We start from the raw sequence: 22054 nt of genomic DNA, 5'->3' as shown, positions 1-22054 counted from the left end.
AACTAATTACAACTATAGACTTAAATTTTGTCATAGCAGACTTGCCTAAGTTGTTACATTCAATGGAAGTTGGTTCCGAAAGAATCAAGGAAATAGTACTATCTCTACGAAACTTTTCCCGGCTAGATGAGGCAGAAATGAAAGCTGTAAATATCCATGAGGGTATTGATAGTACACTGCTAATTTTACAAAATCGAATCAAATCTACATCTAATCGTCCAGCAATTCAGATAATTAAAAAATACGGTAACTTACCACCAGTAGAGTGTTATGCCGGGCAACTCAATCAGGTATTTATGAACATTGTGGCTAATGGAATTGATGCTTTAGAAGAAGCAATTATTAATGGACAAAAAATTGAGCAACCACAAATTCAAATTCATACTCAAATCACCACAGACGAAGAGGTAATTATTCACATCAAAGATAATGGTTATGGCATTCCTGAAAATATCCAAAAGCGCTTATTTGAACCTTTTTTCACCACCAAAGCAGTAGGCAAAGGTACAGGTTTAGGTTTATCTATTAGTTACAGAATTATTACAGAAAAACATGGTGGTAATTTAAAATGTATTTCTGCTCCTGATCAAGGAACAGAATTTGTCATTACTATCCCCTTAAAACAACAAGAATTACCACCTGAATAATTTCCGTTTTTCTGCTTTTAGCCGATGTTTGATACAGCAACTTGTAAGTAAATGAAGTACACATCTTAATCTTATAAATCTTGTGGGTTGGGCATACTATGGCTAACGCCACGCTACGCTATCGACAAGCTCAGTACAAGTCTTGCCTGCCTTTGTGTACCTCACTCAGACAAAATGTGCTGTAATTACGAATTACGAATTACGAATTATCTAACGTTGTACAGTATTACTTGACTGGTTAAATAACAAATCTCTTGATTTTTCGATATCAAGAGCTTGATTTTTAAATTCCTCAGCTTTCTCGTAAGCACGAATTACGGCTGGACGATTTTTTATGGTTTCAAACCAGCGTGAAATATGGGGAAAATCTTCTAGATTTTGGCCTTGACGTTCATAAGGAACAATCCAAGGATAAATGGCAATATCAGCAATAGAATAATCACCTGCGACAAATTCTCTATCAGCAAGTCGCTTATCTAACACTGCATATAAACGTCCAGTTTCTTTAACGTAGCGATTAATAGCATATTCTATTTTTTCGGGAGCATACTGGCTAAAGTGATGGTTCTGTCCGGCCATTGGTCCTAAACCACCCATTTGCCAAAATAACCACTGGAGAACTTCCACTCGTCCATGCACATCTTGAGGAATTAATTTCCCAGTTTTTTCTGCTAAATATAATAATATGGCTCCAGACTCAAAGATGGAAATTGGCGCACCTCCATGTGCTGGTTCATCATCAACAATTGCGGGAATGCGATTATTCGGAGAAATGTTGAGAAAATCAGGCTGAAATTGATCACCAGCACCGATATTGATAGGGATGATGGTGTAGGGAATTTCTACTTCTTCCAAGAAAATTGTGATTTTATGACCATTAGGAGTTGTCCAATAATAAAGCTCAATCATCGCTTTTGATGCAAATTTATAGTACTAAATTTAATTTTATATTTATTATGTCACAAAAAAGAACTTGATTTAATAAAGCCCCCTCTGAACGGTTAATAACAAGAGGGGGTTTGGAGCTAAAGTCCGGTAGGGTAATCGGGCTATTTAATATTTAATATTGATTAGCTATTTATCCAGTCCTCCTAAAGATAGATCAATTACTCTTGATTATTATCTGTTTGTATAATTAAAAAAATTCCCTCACTGTCAGATATCAACGAGGGAATATGGTATTAAATTTCGTCAGGTGATCGGAATATCTCATCATTTAAGTATTTATCTAAAATACATTTATTCCTCCATTAGATAGACAAATCTTGAATAATCAATTTAAAATTGTATATTAAAATACTTTCAAGTATTTTTACTTAAAAAAGTTTGGTTTGATCAGGTAAAAGGCTAAAAGGAAAGGTTTTTTTACAAAACTTAATTAGGGTTTGCTGAAAAAGTGTTTTGACTATTTGACAGATAGGGAGATGATAAACTCTGTGCCTTCCCCTGGAGTGGAATTAACAGTGATGCTACCTTGATGTTTTTCTGCGATAATTTGCTTGGCAATCGCTAATCCTAATCCTGTACCTTTACCTATGCCCTTAGTTGTAAATAAGTGGTCAAATATTTTCTGTTTGATTTGTTCGCTCATCCCTTGAGCATTATCAGCAATGGTGATTTTTACCTGCTGATGTTCGATTGAGGTTTTAACTATAATTCTGTTATGATTTGCTTTTTTTTCCTCAGTACTCCATCCTCTACTTGATTCATCTAACGCATCTATGGCATTGGCAATAATATTCATAAATACCTGATTTAATTGACCAGGAAAACATTGTATTTTAGGTAAATTACCGTAGTTTTTGATCACTTCAATGGCAGGACGTTTTTCGTTGGCTTTGAGACGATGTTTGAGAATAAGAATGGTACTATCAATGCCTTCATGGATATTAAATGGTACTTTGTAATCTCTATCAGCACGGGAGAAAGTGCGGAGACTGGTGCTGATATTTGTTAATCTGTCACAGGCTATCGTCATCGAATCTAGTATTTTGGGAAGGTCTTCTAAGCTATAATCCAAGTCAATTTTTTCGGCATTGAGGAGAATTTCTGCACCTGGATTGGGAAAGCTTGCCTGATATAATTTCAAGTGTTCAAAAATCTCAGCTAGGATGGGTTTAGCTTGTTGGAGACTAGCATAAATAAAGCCCAGAGGATTATTCATTTCGTGGGCTATCCCAGCTACTAAATTACCCAGTGCAGACATTTTTTCACTTTGCACCATTTGTAATTGGGCTTTTTGCAGATTGGTTAAGGCTTGTTCTAAGTCTTGGGATTTTTGTTGTAAGGCAAGTTCTATTTGCTTGCGATCGCTAATATCAAATGTTGTGCCAATAATCCGCTCAACCCGCCCCTCTACATTCTTGATGGGATTGAGGTTAGCAAACCACCAGGTTTCCTGACCATTAAGGTCGATATGCTCTTCATACGCAACTTTTCTGCCTGTGGTGACAATTTCGGTAAATCGTCGTTGCAGCCTTTCTCCCTGTTCTTCTCCCATGACTTCTTGGAGAGTTTTGCCTACAACATTAATGCTACTAATTCCAGTCACCTTTTCTGCGGCAGGATTCCATCCGGCATAGCGGAAACTGCCATCTGCTAATACATCTATGACAAAAATTACAATTTCGGCACCATCATAGATACTACGCAGAAACTGCTCTTTTTCCTGTAGTTCTTCTTGAGCTTGTTTTCCCTTGGCTTCCGTTCGTCTCAGATAACTAATATCTTCGACTGTCACCAAAATACCTATGACGTTGTTGTCTGGATCACGCAGGGGAATTTTGTTTGTGTCGAGCCAGTATTGAATGCCATCGGCTCTTAACTGGGTTTCAATGATGTGGAGTTCGGCTTCTCCTGATTCCATGACGCGGCGATCGCACAGTTGATACCAGTCGGCTTCTTCCTGAATAAAAAAGTCATGATCATTTTTACCGACAATCTGATCTGGTGACTCCAGATTTGTAGCTTGAACCGCACTGACATTACAACCCAAAAAGGTCGAGTTGCGGTCTTTCCAAAAGACTAACTGCGGAATGTTGTCGATCACCAATCGTAAAAACTCCTGGGACGATTGTAGTTGCACTTGGGTGGCTTGGAGCCTTTGGATTGATTCCTCTAGTTCTTGATTCTTAATTTGAGACTGATGATAAAGTCGGGCATTTTCTAAGGAAATAGCGGCTTGAACGCAAAGTAGATTTAATAGTTCGACGCGATCGCTCGTAAACGCCCCCGTTACTAAATTATTCTCCAGATAAAAAATGCCCAGCAACTTCCCTTGATGCAAAATTGGGCTGCATAAAATACTCTTGGGCTGCTGATGCATGATATACGGGTCATTTGCTAAGGTCGGATCCAGGGTCGCATCCCACATCACCGTAGTCTGCCTGTTGTGCTTGACTTTGTAAATCAGCTTCAGGGGAATATCCTGACTGTCCTCAACAGGAAGACACTGCAAAACAAATGGCTCTTTCCCCAGGGTAATTGACCCTTCGATCAACAGGTGTTTGTCTCGCAACAACATTAATACACATTTATCAGCCCCCGCATTTTGAATGACGATAGAAAGCAATGACGAAAGTAGTTTTTCCAGTTCGATTTCGCCAGAAATAGTTTGTGAGGCTTCGAGAACAGCAGCTAAGTCAAGAGAATCTGAGATGCCGCTACTATTGACAGTGGCGGGAATGGTAGATGTGACAGTCTCTAAAGCAAAGATAGTTTCGCTAGTAGAGAGAGGAGAACGGGTTTGCTCTAATATGAGAGACAGCAGTTGGGGATAGCGTCTTTCCAAGTCGGCAACCTTAGCTTTTGCTCCCCAACGAGCATAGCCGTAGTAGGCGTTGATTATGTATTCTTGAGCGATACGCCTTTTCCCCCAGTCGAGATAGAACTTGACTGCCAGTTCGTTAGCTAAGGCTTCTTCGTTGATATATTCGTTTTCCTGGGCAAGAGAAATAGCGCGATCGTATTTTTCTATAGCTTCATTTTTATTACCTAACACCCGATACCGTTCTGCTTCTACCAACTCATAGCGATGGGAATGATTTGTTGGGGCATGATATGTCCACAACTTCATTTTTTCTTGGTTTGTGCTTACTCGTTCCAGAATCCTAGCCTGCTCTGATTCAGGAGCATTAGCAAAAATAGCTAAATGAGTCAGTGAATCGTAAAAATAGAAGATTGGCAAAAAGGGTAGCCCTGCTCCTGCTGCTGCATACTTTTCTACCAAATTAATATTTTCTAAAGCTTGCCCATATTCTTGGAAGAGATAACTAAGTAGCAGCTTAGTGACGTAACACTGGTAGAGCATCGTCAATTCATTGTTTTTGATGTGTAATGGAATTAACTTCTCTTCATCATAGCGATCGCCTCGCAAGAGATACGGTTCGCCAGGGGCTTCAATCAAATTGAGAACTGCCTGAGAGTAAAGACTTTGTATACATAGAACGCCATACTGGTGTAATCGCTCAATAGCCTTGTAATGCGCCTCCATTTCCTGATTGAGTAGCCGCAGATCCCGCCCACTAAACAACCCAATCAAGCTACAATTGCAAAGGCTTAATCCAGCATATTCAATATCACCAGTCTCTAAGCCAATCACGTAGGCTTGGAAAGAGTCTTCTAAGCAATTTTTGATCGCCTCTTTCCAATGTCTGAGCATACAGTTAAATGCAAAGATGGTCTTTGCTGCCAGATTGGCAGCATCTAAATGATCTAATAAATTTATGCCTAGTCTGCCAAACTCATAGGCAGAATCTATATCCCCGGCAATGATCAAGAGCATCAGCCCATAAAAGACATACCCATAGGTCGATTCGGGTGCATTCCCATACTGGATAGACAGCCGAACTTGGGCAAACACCACAAAGGGTAGTAAGGCTGGATCTACCTGATAGGCAGCAGAAATAATGCTGGAGAGAATCTGCATCGCCGCCCGTTGTGCAGATGCAGTCATCTGTGGTAGTTCTAATAATGTCTCAATGGGTTTTTCTGCTAGGAGTATTTGTATTTCCTGAAGTCCCTGCCCAATATCAGTGGTTGTTGGCTGCGTTGGCAAATCAACGCCTAATTGCTGCAAAACATCCTTGGCAATGCTTAAGGCTACTAACTGCTGATTCTGAGCCATGCAAGCTTGAATTTTAACTTCATAGGTTCTAACTTGATCCAGTAATGAAGTAGTTTTGTTGAACACAACTTCAGCAAACTGTTCCATTTGTGCAAAGTTGCCAGTCAGATAAGCCGCTTCTACGGCCAATTCATACAGTGTTAGCAGTAGTTCATCTTGGCTGTGCCAATCATGAGGGACTAATAAATCTAATCCTATTGTTGAATACTTGAGTGCAGGTTCATAAGCGGCTGTTGCTTTTGCTTTGCGTCCTGCAATTGAATTGAGTCTGGCTAATTCATCTTTGTCGGGCTGTTGAGTGAGTATTTCTATCCCTGCATTTAACTGATTGACGATCTCAAAAATTCTGGATTCCCGTTGTTGTGAGGGAATGTGACGCAGTAATTGTTGCCCAATCATTCGATGAGTTGCTTGTCTTTTATGTTCATCAATCAATAAATAAGCAGCTTGTTGGATGCGATCGTGTAAAAATTTGTAGGTAACAGGCTGAGAATTTTCTTGGGTAATTACTTGGCTTTCTTGTCCGACATAAAACTTATAAACATCACTAAGTGCTAAAATCAATCCTTCTTGTAATGCTTTCCATAAATTAGCAGCCGTTTCAATTTCCGATTGTTCAGAAACAATTGCCAAAGTTGCTAAATCAAACTGATTGCCAATACAAGCTGCTAACTGCAATACCTGTTGGGTTGATGGCGGGAGTTTTCCTAATTGCAATGTCATAAAGGACACAACATCATCTGTAACCGCTTGAATTGTCACTTGTGCAATATCACATTGCCAAAAGCCTAATTTCCAATCAAATTGAATAATATTTTCTTGATGCAATGATTTGAGAAACTGGGTAGCAAAAAACGGATTGCCTTGAGTTTTTTGAAAAATTAACTGAGAAAGAGAAAATGCTAAATTCTCAGAGCATTTTAAGGTATCAGCAACTAATTGATTTATTTGTCCTTGGCTCAATGGTGCTAAATTAATTGTATTAATCGTTGCTTGTTTTTTTTGGATTTCACTCAAAGTCAACATTAAAGGATGTGCTAGATTTACTTCGTTATCACGATATGCACCAATAATAAAAAGATGCCCCGTATCAGTCATCAATAGCTGCATTAACTTCAGTGATGCGGAATCAGCCCATTGCAAGTCATCTAAAAACATTACCAAAGGATGTTCCGCACTGGTAAAGACTTGGGTGAATTTTTGAAATAATAAATTAAATCTATTTTGTGCTGCTATTCCTGATAATTCTGTGGCAGATGGTTGTTCACCAATAATTCTTGATAATTCAGGAATGACTTCAATAATTACTTGTCCATTCTCACCTACAGCCGCTAATATCTGATTTTTCCATCGCTGAATCTGTGCATCACTTTCGGTTAATAATTGCTCCATTAAATCCCGGAACACTTGGACAAATGCACTGAAGGGAATATTGCGATTAAATTGATCAAATTTACCTTTGATAAAATAACCACGTTGCCGCACAATTGGTTTATGGACTTCGTTAACAACCGCAGTTTTGCCAATTCCGGAAAACCCAGACACCAACATCATTTCTGTTGCACCTCGACTGACTCTATTAAAGGCTTGAAGGAGGTTTTTTACTTCGTTTTCTCGCCCATAGAGTTTGTCGGGGATGAGGAAGCGATCGCACAGGTCCCTTTGGGCAATTTCAAAACTCTGAATTTCCCCAGTTTCTTGTAGCTGATGTAAACAATTTTCTAAATCTAACTTCAGTCCCAATGTACTCTGATATCTATCTTCCGCATTCTTCGCCATCAATTTGTTGACGATTTTGGAAATTACTGACGGGATTTGCGGGTTAATTTCATGTACTAATGGTGCTGCTTTGGCAATATGACAATGCACCAATTCCATTGCTTCATTAGATAAAAAAGGTAACTTTCTTGTCAGTAATTCATAGAAAGTTACACCCAAAGAATAAAAATCAGTTCGGTAGTCAATCCCCCGATTCATTCTGCCTGTTTGTTCTGGAGAAATATAAGCTAGTGTCCCTTCTAAGACATTGGGATTGACTAGGGTTTGCGTTTCTCTTGGTAGTAGAGATGCAATACTAAAGTCGATTAATTTAACTTGTTTAGTTTCGGGATTAATAAGAATATTTGCAGGTTTAATATCTTTATGAATAATGCGTTCTCGATATAATATATTTAATGTATTGCACAGTGCGATCGCTAGAACTAAAAATTCCATCACAGATATTGCGTTTTCTCCTTTCAACGCCCATTGCTGGAGAGAAATCCCTCCAAAATCTTCCATCACTAACACATAGCCATTTTGGTAAGGTTCTAGGCTGTAGGTTTGGATGATCAGAGGTGATTTAAGATTTTTAGCAATGGTGTATTGATTGCGAAACTGCACCAATTCGTTGAAACTGGGATAAGGATTTTTTAGTAGTTTAATCACTACAGGTAATTGGTCATTCTCTCGATACCCTCGATAAACGATGGTTCTCGAACTATTGTAGAGTTCTTCGCTGACACAATATCCAGGAATACCGACTTTGCTAGTAAGCATATTATTAAATCCTGCCGATTTCTAGATTGATTGTTCCAAAATCTCTGAATTTGTTTATCAATAATATCAAAATTTTATCAATACCTTTGCCAATTTACGAGGGTGAGTTGATTTCTGACCTCAAAGACCAAATTTAGTTTATTCATAATAAGTCTAATTTTTGTTGAGTGGGTATCCCCAGGTGCATTTTAGCTTATTAAGGTTTATTTCTTGGATATTATCCCACCTTTAATACCCCTAAAATTATTGATTTCTCAATGTTTTCAGCTTATTTGTACCCATATATAGGACTCCTGATAGCCTGCGCTTGGCGCTTACAAATTCCGTAAACAAGACTAACCAGGGTTTAGCATTGCTAAACCACTACATAAATCAAACCTGAGTCCTACTATTGAAAAAGTTTGTTGATTATGAATGCTTAGGCTTATTTTTTAAAGGTTTTATGAAGATATTGTACTTGGTCATATGGAAAGGCATTAATTTTCAATTCTCTTTCTACATAATACAACGTACCCAAGAGAAAACTAATGATAGCTAAACTATAGATTGTGACTAAAGATCCATTGACGACTTGAAAGTTTGAATTTTTTAATCGCTGTTGTGAACGTTTTTCTTTACCTATCAATAATACCAGATAAAATCTGCGTTTAAAGAATGGTATAGAAAGCCTCATATCTACTGGAGATGAATTACTAACACGGTCTATAAATACCTTTTTTAATTCTGTTAGTTGAGTATCAGTGAAAGTTGCTGATGTTTGAGCAGGAATACGAGCTAAAATTTTTTGTACGAAAGGATCATTGTGTAAAGAATTTTGATTTGAACGTTTATTAACCATTTTATTTTTGCTAATTTTTTATGAGTAGATTATTGCTTCAAGACATAGCATATTAGTCGGATGAGTTAGATATCAAACACCTGAATAACTAATTTATTGGTTTGATGCACCCTAGAAGAGATATTGAAAGTGACACCCAGATTTAGTCTTAACAATTATCTTTTTACTTCAAAATGTAGGATTATGTTCATCATCCCAACATCTATCATCACTCCAAGTTTTGTTAGCTCTTTTACATTGATTCTCATCGTTTATCCAAGGTAATGAGGTAGGAAAGGTTGAGTTTGGTTGCTTAGGAAGAAGAGATTTGATTAGAAATAATGCAGAGATGCTACCACTTATAATAATGAAGGAAAGTAAAATTAAAAAGAAAATATTACCAAAAGTCCACAAAGGATATAATTGTTTTTCATATTGCCAGCGTTGTTTTGAACGGCGTTCTTCACCTGCTAATAGCACTAAATAAAAACGAATTAGCGGAATAGGCACAGATATCCGCAAGTCTAAAGAATGCTGCTGCCATTCATTGTGACTAAAGCCTTTTCTAATGGCTTCAATTTGTTCTTTTGTAAAGGTAGCTGCTATTTCTGGGGAGATTTGAGAAAAACTTTTGTCAAAATCAGAACTAACATTTTGTTTTTTTTTATTTTCTGGTATTTTCATGTTTTTAGATAAAATATATGAATATGTCTCGATAATAGCATGAGCTATTGGGGACTGATACAGCAGTTTTACACAAATTTATTTATGGATATTTTGCCAAAGATTTATAAAAAGCTGATCTAGAAATACCTAATTTCACACCATAACTATTTTTTGCTTTTATGGTAATTCTACGAAAATATATTTAAGAAAAATACCGGAATTTACTGAAGTTTATTTCATTGTTGAACTAGTTAGTGGGGAATAAATAAATTTGGTGCAGGATGTTAGGGAACACCAAAAAAATAAATTACCCCAACAAAAACCGTAGGGTGGGTTACACTATCGCTAACCCACCATTATGCTTGAATTTATGGTGTCTTATGGACTAGTGTCTTAATACACCCTACAAATTGGGGATTTTTTTATTTGGACGTTAGGGGTCAGGGTCCAGCAGTGACAATGACCAAATTTTCTGGTTGAATTAACTGTTCAATTGCTTTCTGCACTTGATTCATAGTTACTGCTTGAATGCGCTGGGGAAATTCGCGGATTTCTGCGGTTGATAATCCGGAAACAGCATTGTTAAGAATGATGCTGGCCATTTCGCTGGGATTAGCTAAATCTACGGGGTAACTATTGGTAAGAGAACGTTTAGCTGTGTTAAATTCTGCTTCAGTTATACCTTGGTCACGCAATTGTTTAAGTAAAGCTATGGTACTAGCGATCGCTTTTTGAGTGTCACCAGGTGCTGTCTGCATAGAAATCAAGAAGGGACCAGGATTGATTCCCGCAGCAAAACCACTGTATATACCATAGGTCAAACCTAAGCGATCGCGCACTTCTGTTCCCAAACGACTCGATAAGGTATCACCACCTAAAATCTGATTGAGAATCAATGCTGCATAATAACGAGGATCTGTGCGCGAAATGCCATTGTAACCAAGGTAAGTCACCGCTTCCGATTTACCAGGAATTACTGGATTTAGCAGTTGAGTTTTTGACAACGATTTTACGAAATTGAAGTTGATAACAGGTGGTTTTCCCTGTGGTTGCCATTGCTCAAAAGCCTGATTTAATAAGGATTTTACCTGCATTGGCTCAAAATCACCCACTAAAGTCAGTGTTGTAGCATCTGGTCGATAGTGTGTTTGATAGAAACTCACCACATCGTCACGAGTGATATTTTGTAAACTCTCGACAGTGGGGAAACTGTGGAAAGGATGATTTTCTGGATAAATTGCTTGTTGAAATACCCGTCTTCCTAGGGTTCTGGGGTCATCTAACTGGACTTTGAGACTGATTAATTCTCGTTGACGACTTAGTTCTAACTGGTCTGGGGGAAAGTTAGCATTCTGCACCACATCTGCTAAAGTTTCTACTAATATCGGCAAATTAGCTGATAATCCTTGACCACTAATGCTTAATCCTTCACGATTAGCACGAAAGCTTAAACTAGCACCTCTATCTTCTAAAGATTGCGCTAATGTCAGAGCATTTTTAGTTTTCGTACCATTCATTAAGTTGGTAGCGGTCAAATTCGCTAAACCCGCTTTTTGATTACCATCAAATTCATTACCAGCGTTAATTTGTCCACTAATATTGATGGTGGGTAGGCTGGAATCTTTTAACAGCAGCACCTTCAAGCCATTGGCTAAGGTAAAATTTTGTGGTAAAGATTGTTGGTTAGTGTTGGTAGCTGATGTTGTCGGTGGCAGATATTTGGCTAATTCTGCGGGGTCTACAGGTTGACCAGGACTAAAGTTTTCCGTAGTGCGTCCAGCAGCACCGCTAGAAGTTCCTGGTTGACCATCTGCTTGAGTTGGTTCAAAGTAACCGATAGTTTGTTTGGCTGGGTTGAGGTATTTTTGAGCGACTCGCTGCACATCCTGGGGAGTAACTTGAGCGATCGCACTCAAATACTTTTCTATATAATGATAATCTCCAGCAATAACTTGGTTATAAGCCAATTGACTAGCTTGACTACTAATATCCTGATTATTCAAGATAAAACTAGCTTGCAATTGGGTTTTGGCTCGGTTTAATTCTTCAGCAGTAACTGGTTGCTGTTGCAATTTTGTCAAAGATGCTTGCAGTTCAGCCGTAATTTTGCTTAATTCTTGACCAGGTGCGGCTGTAGCACTAATGTCATACCAACCAGGTTCTATAAGTTCCGCAGCAGAACCACTGACTGAACTAGCCAATCCTGATTCTATTAAAGCTTGATACAATCGAGAACTACGTCCACCTGTCAGAATAGCATCCATGACATCAATTGCCGGTACATCAGGATGTTTGATATCTGGTAAAGGATAGACAGCTTGTAACAGTGCTGCACTTCCTGGTTGTTTGAGGACAATTGGCGTTTTTTGAACAGCATTAACCGCTGTCACCGCAGGAGAAACTTTCAAAGTCGTTTTTTCTCCTTTTGGTAGTTTGCCAAAAGTTGCTTTGATAGATTTCAGTGTGGGTGCGGTGGTAAAATCGCCTGTAACTACCAAAGTCGCATTATCAGGACTGTAGTAAGTTTGGTAATAATTGCGAACTTGGTCAACGGTGAATTTTTCAACATCTGCTTTTGTTCCCCCTATTGGTAAACCGTAAGCACGGTTAGGGAAAGCGGCTTTTCTGACTTCTCGATCTAAACGATATTCTGGAGAGTTTTCATAGCCTTGCAACTCAGAAATGACTACACGCTTTTCACTGGTTAGTTCCTCTGAGCCTATTAAAGCATTTTTCATGCGATCGCTTTCCAGAGTCAACAGTGCTTCTAGTTTGTCTCGCTGCACCGTCCCAAAATAAGCCGTTTCATCAAAACTAGTAAAAGCATTAAACTGACTCCCCAAAGCACTAAATAACCGCCCAAATTGCACTGGACGGTCAGTAGTACCTTTAAACATTAAATGTTCGAGTTGATGAGAAATACCACTTTCTCCTTTCCCCTCATTGCGAGAACCAACTTTATACCAAACCTGCACACTTACGACAGGTGCAGTATGTACTTCTTTGGTGAGTACAGTTAAGCCATTTTCTAAAACCGTTTTTTGCACCCCTTGGGTAAAAGAGAGTGCAGAAACAGGAGTAACTGCTGGTGTGGCAGCATTGGTAAAATTGCCGGAAAGCGGCACAACACTCAGAATCAGACTGAGACACAAACCTAAAAGCATATAAAAGCGCAGCTTCATAAGCGGTTAATTTGAAACAACAAAACCCCAGCTTTTGGGGTGAAAGGTAAATTACAAAATCTCTCTTTTGGGTGATGACAGATATTTATCAAAGGTTGAGAGGTGAAGGACTAAGCAGGTTTTGCTATTCCTCTAGTGTAGTCATGAAATTCTAGCGTGAATCCCCAATCGAATTAATGGGTAGTTTTAGCGCTTTGCAACCCTTCGAGCTTATTGAGCCTGTAATTTTGGATTTCATTCTGAGCTATAACCTCGGACCTAATCAACTTGATTTCGGCGTTGATGTCGGAAACCTTGCTACCCACAGAAAACCCACCACTAACTAAATAAAGTCCTGACTGCGTGGCAACGGTCAGGACGGTAATCAAAACGGTCAGTCGTTCAGCAGTCATAATTTTCTGGAAAAGTTTTGGAATTGCGATCGCACTTTATGGTGGTGTGAGTGCATCAATTTTGGTTTCGATTCTTGCCAAGTCGATTTCTATTTCTGAAGTGTCCTCTCCGTCGTACTGGTAGATGGCTATGTTCAAATCAATGAACCACTTAGGGGGTTTGTACCTCAAGGTATAGTCACCAGCCACCTTGGAAAATACAATCAAGTTTCTCTGTATCAAGGACAGCGGTTGCTGTTCAGTTATAGAGTCACCCAAGCCAGTTGACACCACCTGTCTCAGAGTTCCAGCGAATTCCCATATTTTTCCCACAGGAACGCTGGTAGTGATGTTGATGTTTAGAACAGGTTTATCAAAAACAACAGGAATTATTATTTCTGTGAGTTTTGCATAAATATTTTTACCATCCTGCATCTCTATCACTTCAGCGGTAAAAGAGTTGCTGTATTGCAACAAAAAATTGCTGGCATCTTGCAACTCTAAAATTCTGTTCACCTACAGACCTGCTCTCATAATCAATTCAGTGTGATCACAAAATTCCCCCACAAGTTCATAAGGGTCAGGAATATCATTTGATTGCAAGATGTCGCAGTAGTCCATGAGGGATATCTTGCCATCAAGCCAGTCTCTACCAGCTTGGTTAATGTTGAGCATAGCCAGAAAGTCGGACTCATTGTATTCGTCGTCCAATCCAACAGCTAACAAATCAATGTCATCCTCTGGAACCCAGATAATGCCAGTCCTTTCAGCTATGCTACTCATTATATTTTGGCTCCCTCTGGGGTCAATTTGAACGAGCGCTTAGTACCAGCAGCAGCAGCTTCTACCCAGGTATCAATGTCAGGCTGGATAATAACCATAGCTGCGGCATAAGTTTGAGCCGCTACGGATTGCCCGAATGGGCAACTATAGGTGTCTACATCCGGCTTTAAATAGCTGCGTTTAGTGATACGGCTAGTGCTTTTCGTAAAACTTGATCGCAAAATAAGGCTTACTTTTGCAGCTTTAAACCGTGGGTAGGAAATAGCGCCAGAAGTGGGGGCAGTGTCAGTGTCATCAAGATAAAAAGGATCAAGTATTCCGACCAAGGCATTTCCTACACCAGCGCCTTGTCCTTCCTGTACCTTTTTCAGCACAGGCATGGAAATATACTTTAATGCAGAGCCAACCTGATTGAATGGGGATAAATACCCAGTCACGCGTTCTGGTTTTGCTCGCTTGGTTTCATCAGTAATAGCCGCGTACGCCGTTTGCTTTGCACCTGGGTCTAAAGCGTCCCAAGCTTTGTAATTGTCATACGCTGCTTTCTGTGATGCGTACCGTTGTAAGGCTCTAAAACCCATATGATTGAATGTTTCTGATTTTTGACAACCCCACTCTAGAGCGTATTTTCTCGTTATTGTTTGTGGCGAAACCTAATAGGTTTCAAGCTTATTTCTCCACTATTGTTTACAACCACTCGACTAACGATTGATTTCTAAGGGTGGTGTCAATCAAGAATATAGGTTTAACAAGATTACCTAAGCTGATATAAGCGTATCTGAAACGAAGGATAGCGGTTGGACGGTAACGGCGGTTTTGCACTTGCTTCCCTAATATTGTACTTTTTCCCGCTGTGGCAGTCGTTGTACTGGCTTTGTCCGGGTCGTTGACGATCACATGGGAATCACCCTTGTAAGGAACATCTATGGCGTTACACATTTTCGAGTAAATGTTAGTAGCATCAGCCTTTGAATTTACTAATAAATAATTACCTTTTGGGAACCCATTTTCAGGGTCTGTATAGCTCGCTGATTTATTGCCAGTAGTATAAGTAATTCCTTTTTTAGCATCCAAAAATAAAGTTTTTATTTCATTAGCAATTGCTACCATATCCGGCTTGGTGATGGCAGGTTGAACACCATCACTCGTGCAGGAAAATTTCATCAATCTGCAACTTTTCTCATGCTCAATTAACGGTTCACCTTCGGGAACTGCTGCACCATCTTGAGAGAAGTGCAAGAACAGTTGTGGATGACCCGCTACAGGTGGTGCAGATGCAAATTTCTCACCATAAACTACTGCTAAGTTCTTGCGACCATAACCAATTACATCAAAGAATAAATCATGACGCATGGTCATCATTGCATCGTTGTCGTTGTCAGTCATCAAGCAGGCTAGTTTTAATGATGGTCTGGGTCCACTCAAATCACCATTCCCCTGAACATCATTAAAATATCTGTTTACCCTTCGATTAAACTCCGATATGTAAGTTCGTTGTAGGTGTTCAAACGGGTTAAAATCATCTGGTAAATCTGCCATTTCCTGTTAATCCTCCCCGTCGAATAAGTCGGAAAAGTCGAATGGATTAGGCTGAGAATCTACCTTGGCTTGCACCTCCTTAGCCTTTAATTCATCTGGCTCAGGTATAGGTACAGCTTTATTTTGGGGTTTATCATCTTCTTTTATTGCTGTCACAAATCCTGTAGCAGAAGTTGTTAATTCAGTTGTTGCGTTCACAAAGTCTAGAGGTATTTGAGTTACCATCTGTATTGTTGATGCAGCCTGTTGAAAGTTCTCCAAAGTTTGCAAGACACGATTAAATTTAGGCTGTGGATTCATCCAACCGTAAGCGTTCTCCAGAACAACGCCACCCTTTTTCAAAGCATTACCAATCTTCCCTGTATAAGCTGCTATCATTTCAGATGCCTGTAAAACGACTTGAGTCAGGCTCATAAAGCTGTTTAAAACATTGGTTGTAGCTTGGTAGATTCGGTTAGCTTTAGCCCATCCGGCTGCAAGGTTTGTATAGTTTTCTTCACCTACAATTCCCTTAACAACATTCTCCACGGTATTACCAATTGCTTCACCAATATTGAAAGCATTACCAGCATCATCCTTGGGTAATATTAGGGTGAGAACATTGGTTAACGCACCTACTAATGTTTGGAAAATATCGTTGCTCAACATTGCAGCATTGTGAACTGTAGCCGCAAAAGTAAGAATATTTAATGCTCTATCAAGTTGTAACCACTTGAAACCGTTAACTAATTTGCTAGACAATCCTCCGGGAATTTGAGCGCCTAATTTATTGTTAATTACGTCAAGTGCGGCTAATTGTCCGGCGTTTGCGCCAGCATTTAATTTATTCAGTAAGTCGTTATTGTTGGCTTTGTCAGCATTGTTTATGTCTGCACTTTGCCTATCCAAAGCTGATTTACCACACCCACCATTAAATGAATTACAAACTGCTTTACCTACCTCATTATTTATCTGAGGAAGTGTAGGAATTGATGGCTTAATGGCATCAGATACCCTACCAGGAAGTAAAGGGATACTCCCAATCAGTGGCAGCATTTGGTCAAGTTTCTTATTTGCTTCAATATCCACCTTTTCGCGTTCCCTGATTTTTGTATCTAGTCCAGATAGGTCAGTACCGACTTTCTTCAAGTCTGTTTTGAGTCCACTAACATCAGCCTGCAATGACGTATCAGTTGCATTTAATTTGTCGATTTTTGAGCCTAAATCAATTCTGTTTTGTCTCTGAAACTCTTCAAACCTTTGGTCAGAAGTTAAATTTGATTGCCTTTCAAAGTCTGCAATTCTTCTGTCAAATTCCTTGGATAATTCAGACTTAGTTAAATCTTTCGTTTTCAAATCTCGGATGTTTAAATCCTTATTATTCTGTGCAACGAAAGCGTCAAATTTATCATTTAAAGCTTTTTGGATTGGTGATAAATCTGGAACAACAGCTCTTTTATCAACACTATCAATCGCCGCTGCTAATTGTTTGTCCTTGGCTGCAAGATTGCCAATACTTGCAGCTAAAGCGGTATCCTGACTCGATAAAGCTTCTACTTGAAGCTGGGTAGATTGCCGCAGCGCAGAAACATCAATTTTAATTGCCCCAACTTCATTTTTTAGTGAAACGATATCTGGAGCCGCAGGAACAGCAGCAAGAGCGCGAGCCAAAGCCTTTGTTTGTTCGACTGCTGCATCTATCAATTTATCTTGCAGTGTATTGGTGTTTTCTGCTTTTTGAGCAGCAGCTTTTGCAGATGCTATATCTGCTTTCAAGGTAGCTATGGTGCTGTTGATTGAATTGCCTAAATTTTGATTTACTCGTGAGGATAAATCATTAAATTGGCTGGCAAGATTATCAAATAAACTACGATTCTGCCTGGTTTCGTAAAGTGCATCATTACCCAATTTACGTGCTTCTGATACCTTAATATCTATCGTTTCTCGTCCGGTACGCACTTCGTAAAGTGCATCATTTCCGAGTTTACGTGCAGCTTCTATTTGATTTTCTAATATCCGTCTGCCTTCACGAACTTCATACAGGGCATTATTCGCATTTTCTCTAATTGGTACAATTTGTTTCTCTAGCGCATAAGTTCTATCTCTCGTTCGCTGGTTGCTTAATTCAAACTCTTTAACTTTTCGATTTGTTTTATCTATGTTTGATTTGTTGGTTTGTATGGAAGTTAAGGCTTTTGATAAATCCCTTGCAATAGAATCATTAAATTTCTCTTGTACATTTTGAATTTGTTCGCTCAACTTTGTTAGTGCAGCGACACCGCCAAATGCTACTAGACCTACGAGCGTAGGTAAATATTTACCACCAAGACTAGCTGCTCTTTGCTGAGGAGTTCCACCACCAGGAACTTTTTCCAATACTTTGTCAGTTACATCCTTCACCTTTTGAGTTGTTTCCTTGACCTTCTTGAATTCTTTATTTAATTCTTCCAGCTTTCTTTGTGCTGCTTTAGCCTTAGATATTTCGTCACTAAAAAATTTAAATCTTTTTTGTACGTCAGCTAAACCATCAGCCAGCCTTTTGGTATTCCTAAATACGCGCTTTCCATTGGTCATACCCTTTGTTAATTCAGGAACCATCTGATTTAACATTCTGGCTACTTCATAGAAACTGCTCATGAGAATACCCCAAAGAAATCTATAACCAATTTAAATATCTTCTCTATTCCTGATTGAAAGTATTTAATGTCAATTTCCAGCCCGCTGATGTATTTTTCAACCTTGCCGAGTCTGGCTTTTATAGCTGCTAAATCATTCTTTTCTGGCGATGCTGAATTGCTGTCATTAGCATTTTTACCGGGAACACCTTGTAATCCCCTGTCACCCTTCGCACCTGGTTTACCAGGGACACCTTGCAATCCCTTGTCACCTTTCACACCTGGTTTACCAGGAATACCCTGCAAGCCTCTATCACCCTTCGCGCCAGAATTCTTGCCGGGAACACCTTGCAATCCCCTATCACCCTTCGCACCTGGTTTGCCAGGAACACCTTGCAATCCCTTGTCACCCTTCGCACCTGGTTTACCCGGAATACCCTGCAATCCCCTCTCACCCTTCACTCCAGGCTTACCGGGAGCGCCTTGCAATCCCCTCTCACCCTTCACTCCAGGCTTACCGGGAGCGCCTTGCAATCCCCTCTCACCTTTGTCACCTTTAATCCCAGGTTTACTAAGCGCTTGATTAGCTAAATTCAAGGCTTGATTAGCAATAGATTTCGCTGCTGTTAATTGAGATAAAATCGTTGAGACTTGGCGCTCTAGCTGAGACACCCTTCCTGCTAAACCATCAGAAGCTTTAAAGAGTCCTTCTATGTAGGCAATGATTGCACCGTAAATTTCATAATAAGCCCGACGAACAGCCTCACTAATAATATTTGCTCTGTCAGACTTAGGAATAAATTTATTATTAAGAGCCGCAATATCAGCCCTTAAAGCTGCTAATTCAGCAGAAATCGCATCACAACTGCTCATTTATTTAATACCTGAAATTAATCTTCTAATACTAGAAATTTCATTAAAAATTGCAGCGCAATCCAGACAGCAACCACCACAATCCAAGGTATTCGGTGGGCAGGGAACAATACACTCAACATCAAAACCACAGTTATCGTATTGGTTTTGAACTAGAGTGGCTCCGTCCTTAGAAACCGTGACAATTTTTTTCTTTAAATCTTCTGCATCACCCGGTGGGTATCTCTTTTTGATAGAAGTGATACTTACCGTGTCGAGAACTTGATATGAAGAATTCCACGTAAAGTAAGGAAGCCAAGTTGGATTAATCGCGGTAGATGTAGTGTATGCCAGAACCTCAAAAGTCCTATTGTCACCGGACGAACTAATCCGAGTTCCGCTAACAGGTAGAAAAGCGGCATATCCAGCAAAATCCCTAGTACGCCCTCCACCCTCGTAATAGTAGAAGGAGTTCCCATTATTGTAAAAAATCTTACAGCGCCCATATACCGTTATGTCCACTTGCAACCTATCCGGTTCAAGTAGCCCGTCTTCACACTTGATGTCTATAGGCGAAGCAAAATCCTGCTTGGCTCCATCTGGGAAAGTTACGCGGGCTATGTCGCCCGCTTGGCAGTAAGACATTAGTAGTCGTTAGGGTCTAGAGTTACGGCATCATCGACCTTGGATAAGGTTATTGTTAGCTGATCAGTTCGGTACTGAACAGCAGGTTCCCCACGATTGACAAATCCTGGGAACCCATTGTCTACAACAACTGATTGGTCAATATTCGCGTCGTAGTTAGTTTGCGTTAGGTAAGCTTGAGCTTTAAGGACAGCGCCAGTCAAAATTGCTTCACCTGTGGCTGATGCTCCTAATACGCCAATTTCAGATTTTAGAATAGTTACTGTGGTAGCGTCTTGAGTTGCGCTTGCACCAAATATTTGCTGTAGAGTCGGTTCCATGTTAATGGTTTTATTGAAGGTTGTTAAACCATTAATAAGTCGCTATCAATTAAATGTAAATATTCCACTTTTATGTAAAATTGGAATGTTTATAAATCAGTCGTAACTATGGCTATATATGGAATGCAGGCTATTATAGATAGTGGGTAATCAAGAAATTATTCCAGATTTACCACTCTTCAAGGTAAAACCGGAATAGCTGAAGGTAAATATTTTTCTATGAAAAATGACCGAAGTGGAAAAGCTGCAATTCTCTCTGAAAGTGACTATGCAAAGTTAAGAAGAAATTTCAAAACACTTAAGTACAAATTACTATTAGATTTAGCTTGGTATACGGGTGAAAGGTGGGGCGCTTTAGTGCAGTTGCGTGTAAGTGACGTGTATCTGCCCAATGGAATGCCGAGAGATGTGATCACATTTAGAGCAGCCACCAGAAAAAAAAGAAAAGATGGCTCTGCTGACACCAGACAAGTGCCAGTGCATCAAACCTTATTTGAAAATCTGAGAAGTTACGCACCGGGTAATAGTCCATGGCTGTTCCCAAACCGGGACGGTGACGGTTCCGTAACCTGGAGAAATGTATACGCAATTTTAATGAAAGCCGTGGAAGAAGCAGGTTTGACAGCCAAGGGAATCTCGACTCACAGCACCAGGCGCACTTTCATTACCAAACTGCACAACAATGGTGTTTCAATAGCAACTATTAAAAAAATCACCGGACACCGTGACCTAAAATCTGTTGAGGGATATATAGAGATAGAACCTAATCAAGTTCGTGGTGCGATCGCAACTCTCTAACTATTCGCAACTCTCTAGTTATGGTATATTTGTACTCGCGGGCAGGTAATCCAGCTTTGTACCCTGTGAAAACACCCGCACCCTCATGAAACCACAATTACAATGCACATTGATTGATAGGTATAGCCCTGCGCGTGGGAGATACCTATTTTTATTAGGCACTTTTTATCATCTGCTCGATTTGGGCAGGAGAGTTACCCAGTGCGATCGCTTTCTCAACCATCTGCTTCATCAGTTCGGATTTCTCTGAGTTGACCTTGCCGCCGGGAATGTGAACGTGTTTGATTTTCTTCTGGTAGTAGCAGTAGCGGTAGTACCAATACTTGCTACCACTGCGTTTCACATAATAAGGCTCGACCCACTGATTGAGCTTGCACTTTTCCAGAACATCATTTACTTGTTCTGGAAGAGTTGGACTTGGTTTTTCTGGATAATCTACATCCTCATTGACTGGGTGCAACTCAGACAGTAAAACTTTCTCCTTGATAATTTCACCAGCAAAATAACCTTGAGCTTTAGAAACGGATGCAAGTAGCTTGGTAATTTTGAACTTACAGTTTCTGGAAGAATGCCAGTAAACTGCATCCTCTTCAAAGTGAAAACCTTTGATTGGCTTTTCCAGAACATCCATGAAATCGCCATCTTCGTTGAACTCTTCCAGAACAACTTGATTGTCTACTTCCTTGAGAAAATCTAGTTCTGCTAGTGAAGGGACAGCATAACTCCCCTCAAAAGTACCCAGCATTAAACCGTTAGTATCGTCGGTAATTGTGAACTGGACACGGTAAAGCCCTTTACCATGCTTGACTACAAAGAATTCTGAAGTATGACCTTTATAAGTTCGCTTCCAGTCTTTGAGGTCTATACTTCCAGGATTCTTCTTTTCCCACTCTATCCAGGCTTGGCAGTAATCGTCATTAGTTTCATAGTCGTCTGGGTCAGGTGCTTCAAACTCCTGATCATAAAAAAGTGTAGTCTGTCCGTTAGGTTCCACTTTTCCAGAACAATCTAGAACTACTAGCTCATCCCAATATGGATCACTCAATACCGGAGTTGACTGAACTGATGTGTATTCAGTCAGGTTAAATAATGTATTCATGGTAAACACTTGGTAATTGGTAATTCGTAATTCGTAATTCGTAATTCGTAATTTGGTAGTTACCTACATTTACCTACA

General features: G+C 39.6%; 17 protein-coding genes. 2 read left to right on the top strand and 15 right to left on the bottom strand.

The genetic code is table 11. From position 1 onward, the window contains the following. Nucleotides 1–647: sensor histidine kinase (locus ACSQ6I_RS03840; protein ID WP_438888978.1), on the top strand; the 647-nt coding region annotated here is incomplete at its 5' end. A 210-nt stretch (nucleotides 648–857) separates the two neighbouring features. On the opposite strand, the gene ACSQ6I_RS03835 is transcribed toward ACSQ6I_RS03840, so the two are convergent. From ACSQ6I_RS03835 to ACSQ6I_RS03770, 14 genes are all read right to left on the bottom strand, one after another. Continuing rightward, nucleotides 858–1556, bottom strand: coding sequence for a glutathione binding-like protein (locus ACSQ6I_RS03835; RefSeq protein WP_438888977.1), 699 nt, complete (start codon nucleotides 1554–1556; stop codon nucleotides 858–860). Between the two features lie 496 nt (nucleotides 1557–2052). Next, a complete protein-coding gene (locus tag ACSQ6I_RS03830; RefSeq protein WP_438888976.1) occupies nucleotides 2053–8310 on the bottom strand; it encodes an ATP-binding sensor histidine kinase in 6258 nt (2085 codons plus the stop codon). A 424-nt stretch (nucleotides 8311–8734) separates the two neighbouring features. Beyond that, nucleotides 8735–9148, bottom strand: a complete 414-nt coding sequence (locus tag ACSQ6I_RS03825; protein ID WP_438888974.1) for a hypothetical protein — start codon at nucleotides 9146–9148, stop codon at nucleotides 8735–8737. Nucleotides 9149–9316: 168 nt separating this feature from the next. Next, nucleotides 9317–9811, bottom strand: a complete 495-nt coding sequence (locus ACSQ6I_RS03820; protein WP_438888973.1) for a hypothetical protein — start codon at nucleotides 9809–9811, stop codon at nucleotides 9317–9319. Between the two features lie 422 nt (nucleotides 9812–10233). After that, nucleotides 10234–12957 (bottom strand): M16 family metallopeptidase, encoded by a 2724-nt coding sequence (locus ACSQ6I_RS03815; RefSeq protein ID WP_438889003.1) that lies wholly within the window; start codon nucleotides 12955–12957, stop codon nucleotides 10234–10236. Nucleotides 12958–13148: 191 nt separating this feature from the next. After that, nucleotides 13149–13367, bottom strand: a complete 219-nt coding sequence (locus ACSQ6I_RS03810) for a hypothetical protein (protein WP_438888972.1) — start codon at nucleotides 13365–13367, stop codon at nucleotides 13149–13151. Nucleotides 13368–13403: 36 nt separating this feature from the next. Further along, the gene (locus ACSQ6I_RS03805; RefSeq protein ID WP_438888971.1) at nucleotides 13404–13862 is read right to left on the bottom strand and encodes a hypothetical protein; all 459 of its coding nucleotides are present in this window, start codon (nucleotides 13860–13862) and stop codon (nucleotides 13404–13406) included. After that, nucleotides 13863–14129: a hypothetical protein gene (locus ACSQ6I_RS03800; protein WP_438888970.1), complete on the bottom strand. Its 267-nt coding sequence runs from the start codon at nucleotides 14127–14129 to the stop codon at nucleotides 13863–13865. Continuing rightward, nucleotides 14129–14710 (bottom strand): hypothetical protein, encoded by a 582-nt coding sequence (locus tag ACSQ6I_RS03795; protein WP_438888969.1) that lies wholly within the window; start codon nucleotides 14708–14710, stop codon nucleotides 14129–14131. The genes ACSQ6I_RS03800 and ACSQ6I_RS03795 overlap by 1 nt, the downstream gene beginning before the upstream one ends. 106 nt (nucleotides 14711–14816) lie before the next feature. Then, a complete protein-coding gene (locus ACSQ6I_RS03790) occupies nucleotides 14817–15668 on the bottom strand; it encodes a hypothetical protein (RefSeq protein ID WP_438888968.1) in 852 nt (283 codons plus the stop codon). Nucleotides 15669–15674: 6 nt separating this feature from the next. After that, nucleotides 15675–18284, bottom strand: coding sequence for a hypothetical protein (locus ACSQ6I_RS03785; protein ID WP_438888967.1), 2610 nt, complete (start codon nucleotides 18282–18284; stop codon nucleotides 15675–15677). Beyond that, the gene (locus ACSQ6I_RS03780; protein ID WP_438888966.1) at nucleotides 18281–19135 is read right to left on the bottom strand and encodes a hypothetical protein; all 855 of its coding nucleotides are present in this window, start codon (nucleotides 19133–19135) and stop codon (nucleotides 18281–18283) included. The genes ACSQ6I_RS03785 and ACSQ6I_RS03780 overlap by 4 nt, the downstream gene beginning before the upstream one ends. Then, nucleotides 19136–19759, bottom strand: coding sequence for a hypothetical protein (locus ACSQ6I_RS03775; RefSeq protein WP_438888965.1), 624 nt, complete (start codon nucleotides 19757–19759; stop codon nucleotides 19136–19138). It lies immediately after the preceding gene. Beyond that, nucleotides 19759–20079 carry a hypothetical protein gene (locus tag ACSQ6I_RS03770; RefSeq protein ID WP_438888964.1) on the bottom strand — a complete coding sequence of 107 codons (321 nt, stop codon included), beginning with the start codon at nucleotides 20077–20079 and terminating at the stop codon, nucleotides 19759–19761. The genes ACSQ6I_RS03775 and ACSQ6I_RS03770 overlap by 1 nt, the downstream gene beginning before the upstream one ends. A gap of 219 nt (nucleotides 20080–20298) precedes the next feature. Here ACSQ6I_RS03770 and ACSQ6I_RS03765 point away from each other — a divergent pair, with 219 nt between their 5' ends. Continuing rightward, nucleotides 20299–20877 carry a tyrosine-type recombinase/integrase gene (locus ACSQ6I_RS03765; RefSeq protein ID WP_438888963.1) on the top strand — a complete coding sequence of 193 codons (579 nt, stop codon included), beginning with the start codon at nucleotides 20299–20301 and terminating at the stop codon, nucleotides 20875–20877. Between the two features lie 154 nt (nucleotides 20878–21031). Here the strand turns inward: ACSQ6I_RS03765 and ACSQ6I_RS03760 are convergent, their stop codons facing one another. Further along, on the bottom strand, nucleotides 21032–21976 hold the full coding sequence (locus tag ACSQ6I_RS03760; RefSeq protein ID WP_438888962.1) for a hypothetical protein: 945 nt from the start codon (nucleotides 21974–21976) through the stop codon (nucleotides 21032–21034). Between the last annotated feature and the right edge of the window lie 78 nt (nucleotides 21977–22054).

It is taken from the genome of Anabaena sp. WFMT, from assembly GCF_051781005.1.
GTDB lineage: Bacteria > Cyanobacteriota > Cyanobacteriia > Cyanobacteriales > Nostocaceae > Anabaena.
Note: the sequence above shows the minus strand (reverse complement) of the source record. Positions and strands in the feature narration are given on the sequence as shown.

Coding starts and splice junctions, on each gene's coding strand:
- ACSQ6I_RS03780 (WP_438888966.1), bottom strand. CDS start 19,135: ATGAGCAGTTGTGATGCGATTTCTGCTGAATTAGCAGCTTTAAGGGCT.
- ACSQ6I_RS03825 (WP_438888974.1), bottom strand. CDS start 9,148: ATGGTTAATAAACGTTCAAATCAAAATTCTTTACACAATGATCCTTTC.
- ACSQ6I_RS03775 (WP_438888965.1), bottom strand. CDS start 19,759: ATGTCTTACTGCCAAGCGGGCGACATAGCCCGCGTAACTTTCCCAGAT.
- ACSQ6I_RS03770 (WP_438888964.1), bottom strand. CDS start 20,079: ATGGAACCGACTCTACAGCAAATATTTGGTGCAAGCGCAACTCAAGAC.
- ACSQ6I_RS03820 (WP_438888973.1), bottom strand. CDS start 9,811: ATGAAAATACCAGAAAATAAAAAAAAACAAAATGTTAGTTCTGATTTT.
- ACSQ6I_RS03800 (WP_438888970.1), bottom strand. CDS start 14,129: ATGAGTAGCATAGCTGAAAGGACTGGCATTATCTGGGTTCCAGAGGAT.
- ACSQ6I_RS03760 (WP_438888962.1), bottom strand. CDS start 21,976: ATGAATACATTATTTAACCTGACTGAATACACATCAGTTCAGTCAACT.
- ACSQ6I_RS03815 (WP_438889003.1), bottom strand. CDS start 12,957: ATGCTTTTAGGTTTGTGTCTCAGTCTGATTCTGAGTGTTGTGCCGCTT.
- ACSQ6I_RS03765 (WP_438888963.1), top strand. CDS start 20,299: ATGAAAAATGACCGAAGTGGAAAAGCTGCAATTCTCTCTGAAAGTGAC.
- ACSQ6I_RS03785 (WP_438888967.1), bottom strand. CDS start 18,284: ATGAGCAGTTTCTATGAAGTAGCCAGAATGTTAAATCAGATGGTTCCT.
- ACSQ6I_RS03835 (WP_438888977.1), bottom strand. CDS start 1,556: ATGATTGAGCTTTATTATTGGACAACTCCTAATGGTCATAAAATCACA.
- ACSQ6I_RS03795 (WP_438888969.1), bottom strand. CDS start 14,710: ATGGGTTTTAGAGCCTTACAACGGTACGCATCACAGAAAGCAGCGTAT.
- ACSQ6I_RS03810 (WP_438888972.1), bottom strand. CDS start 13,367: ATGACTGCTGAACGACTGACCGTTTTGATTACCGTCCTGACCGTTGCC.
- ACSQ6I_RS03830 (WP_438888976.1), bottom strand. CDS start 8,310: ATGCTTACTAGCAAAGTCGGTATTCCTGGATATTGTGTCAGCGAAGAA.
- ACSQ6I_RS03790 (WP_438888968.1), bottom strand. CDS start 15,668: ATGGCAGATTTACCAGATGATTTTAACCCGTTTGAACACCTACAACGA.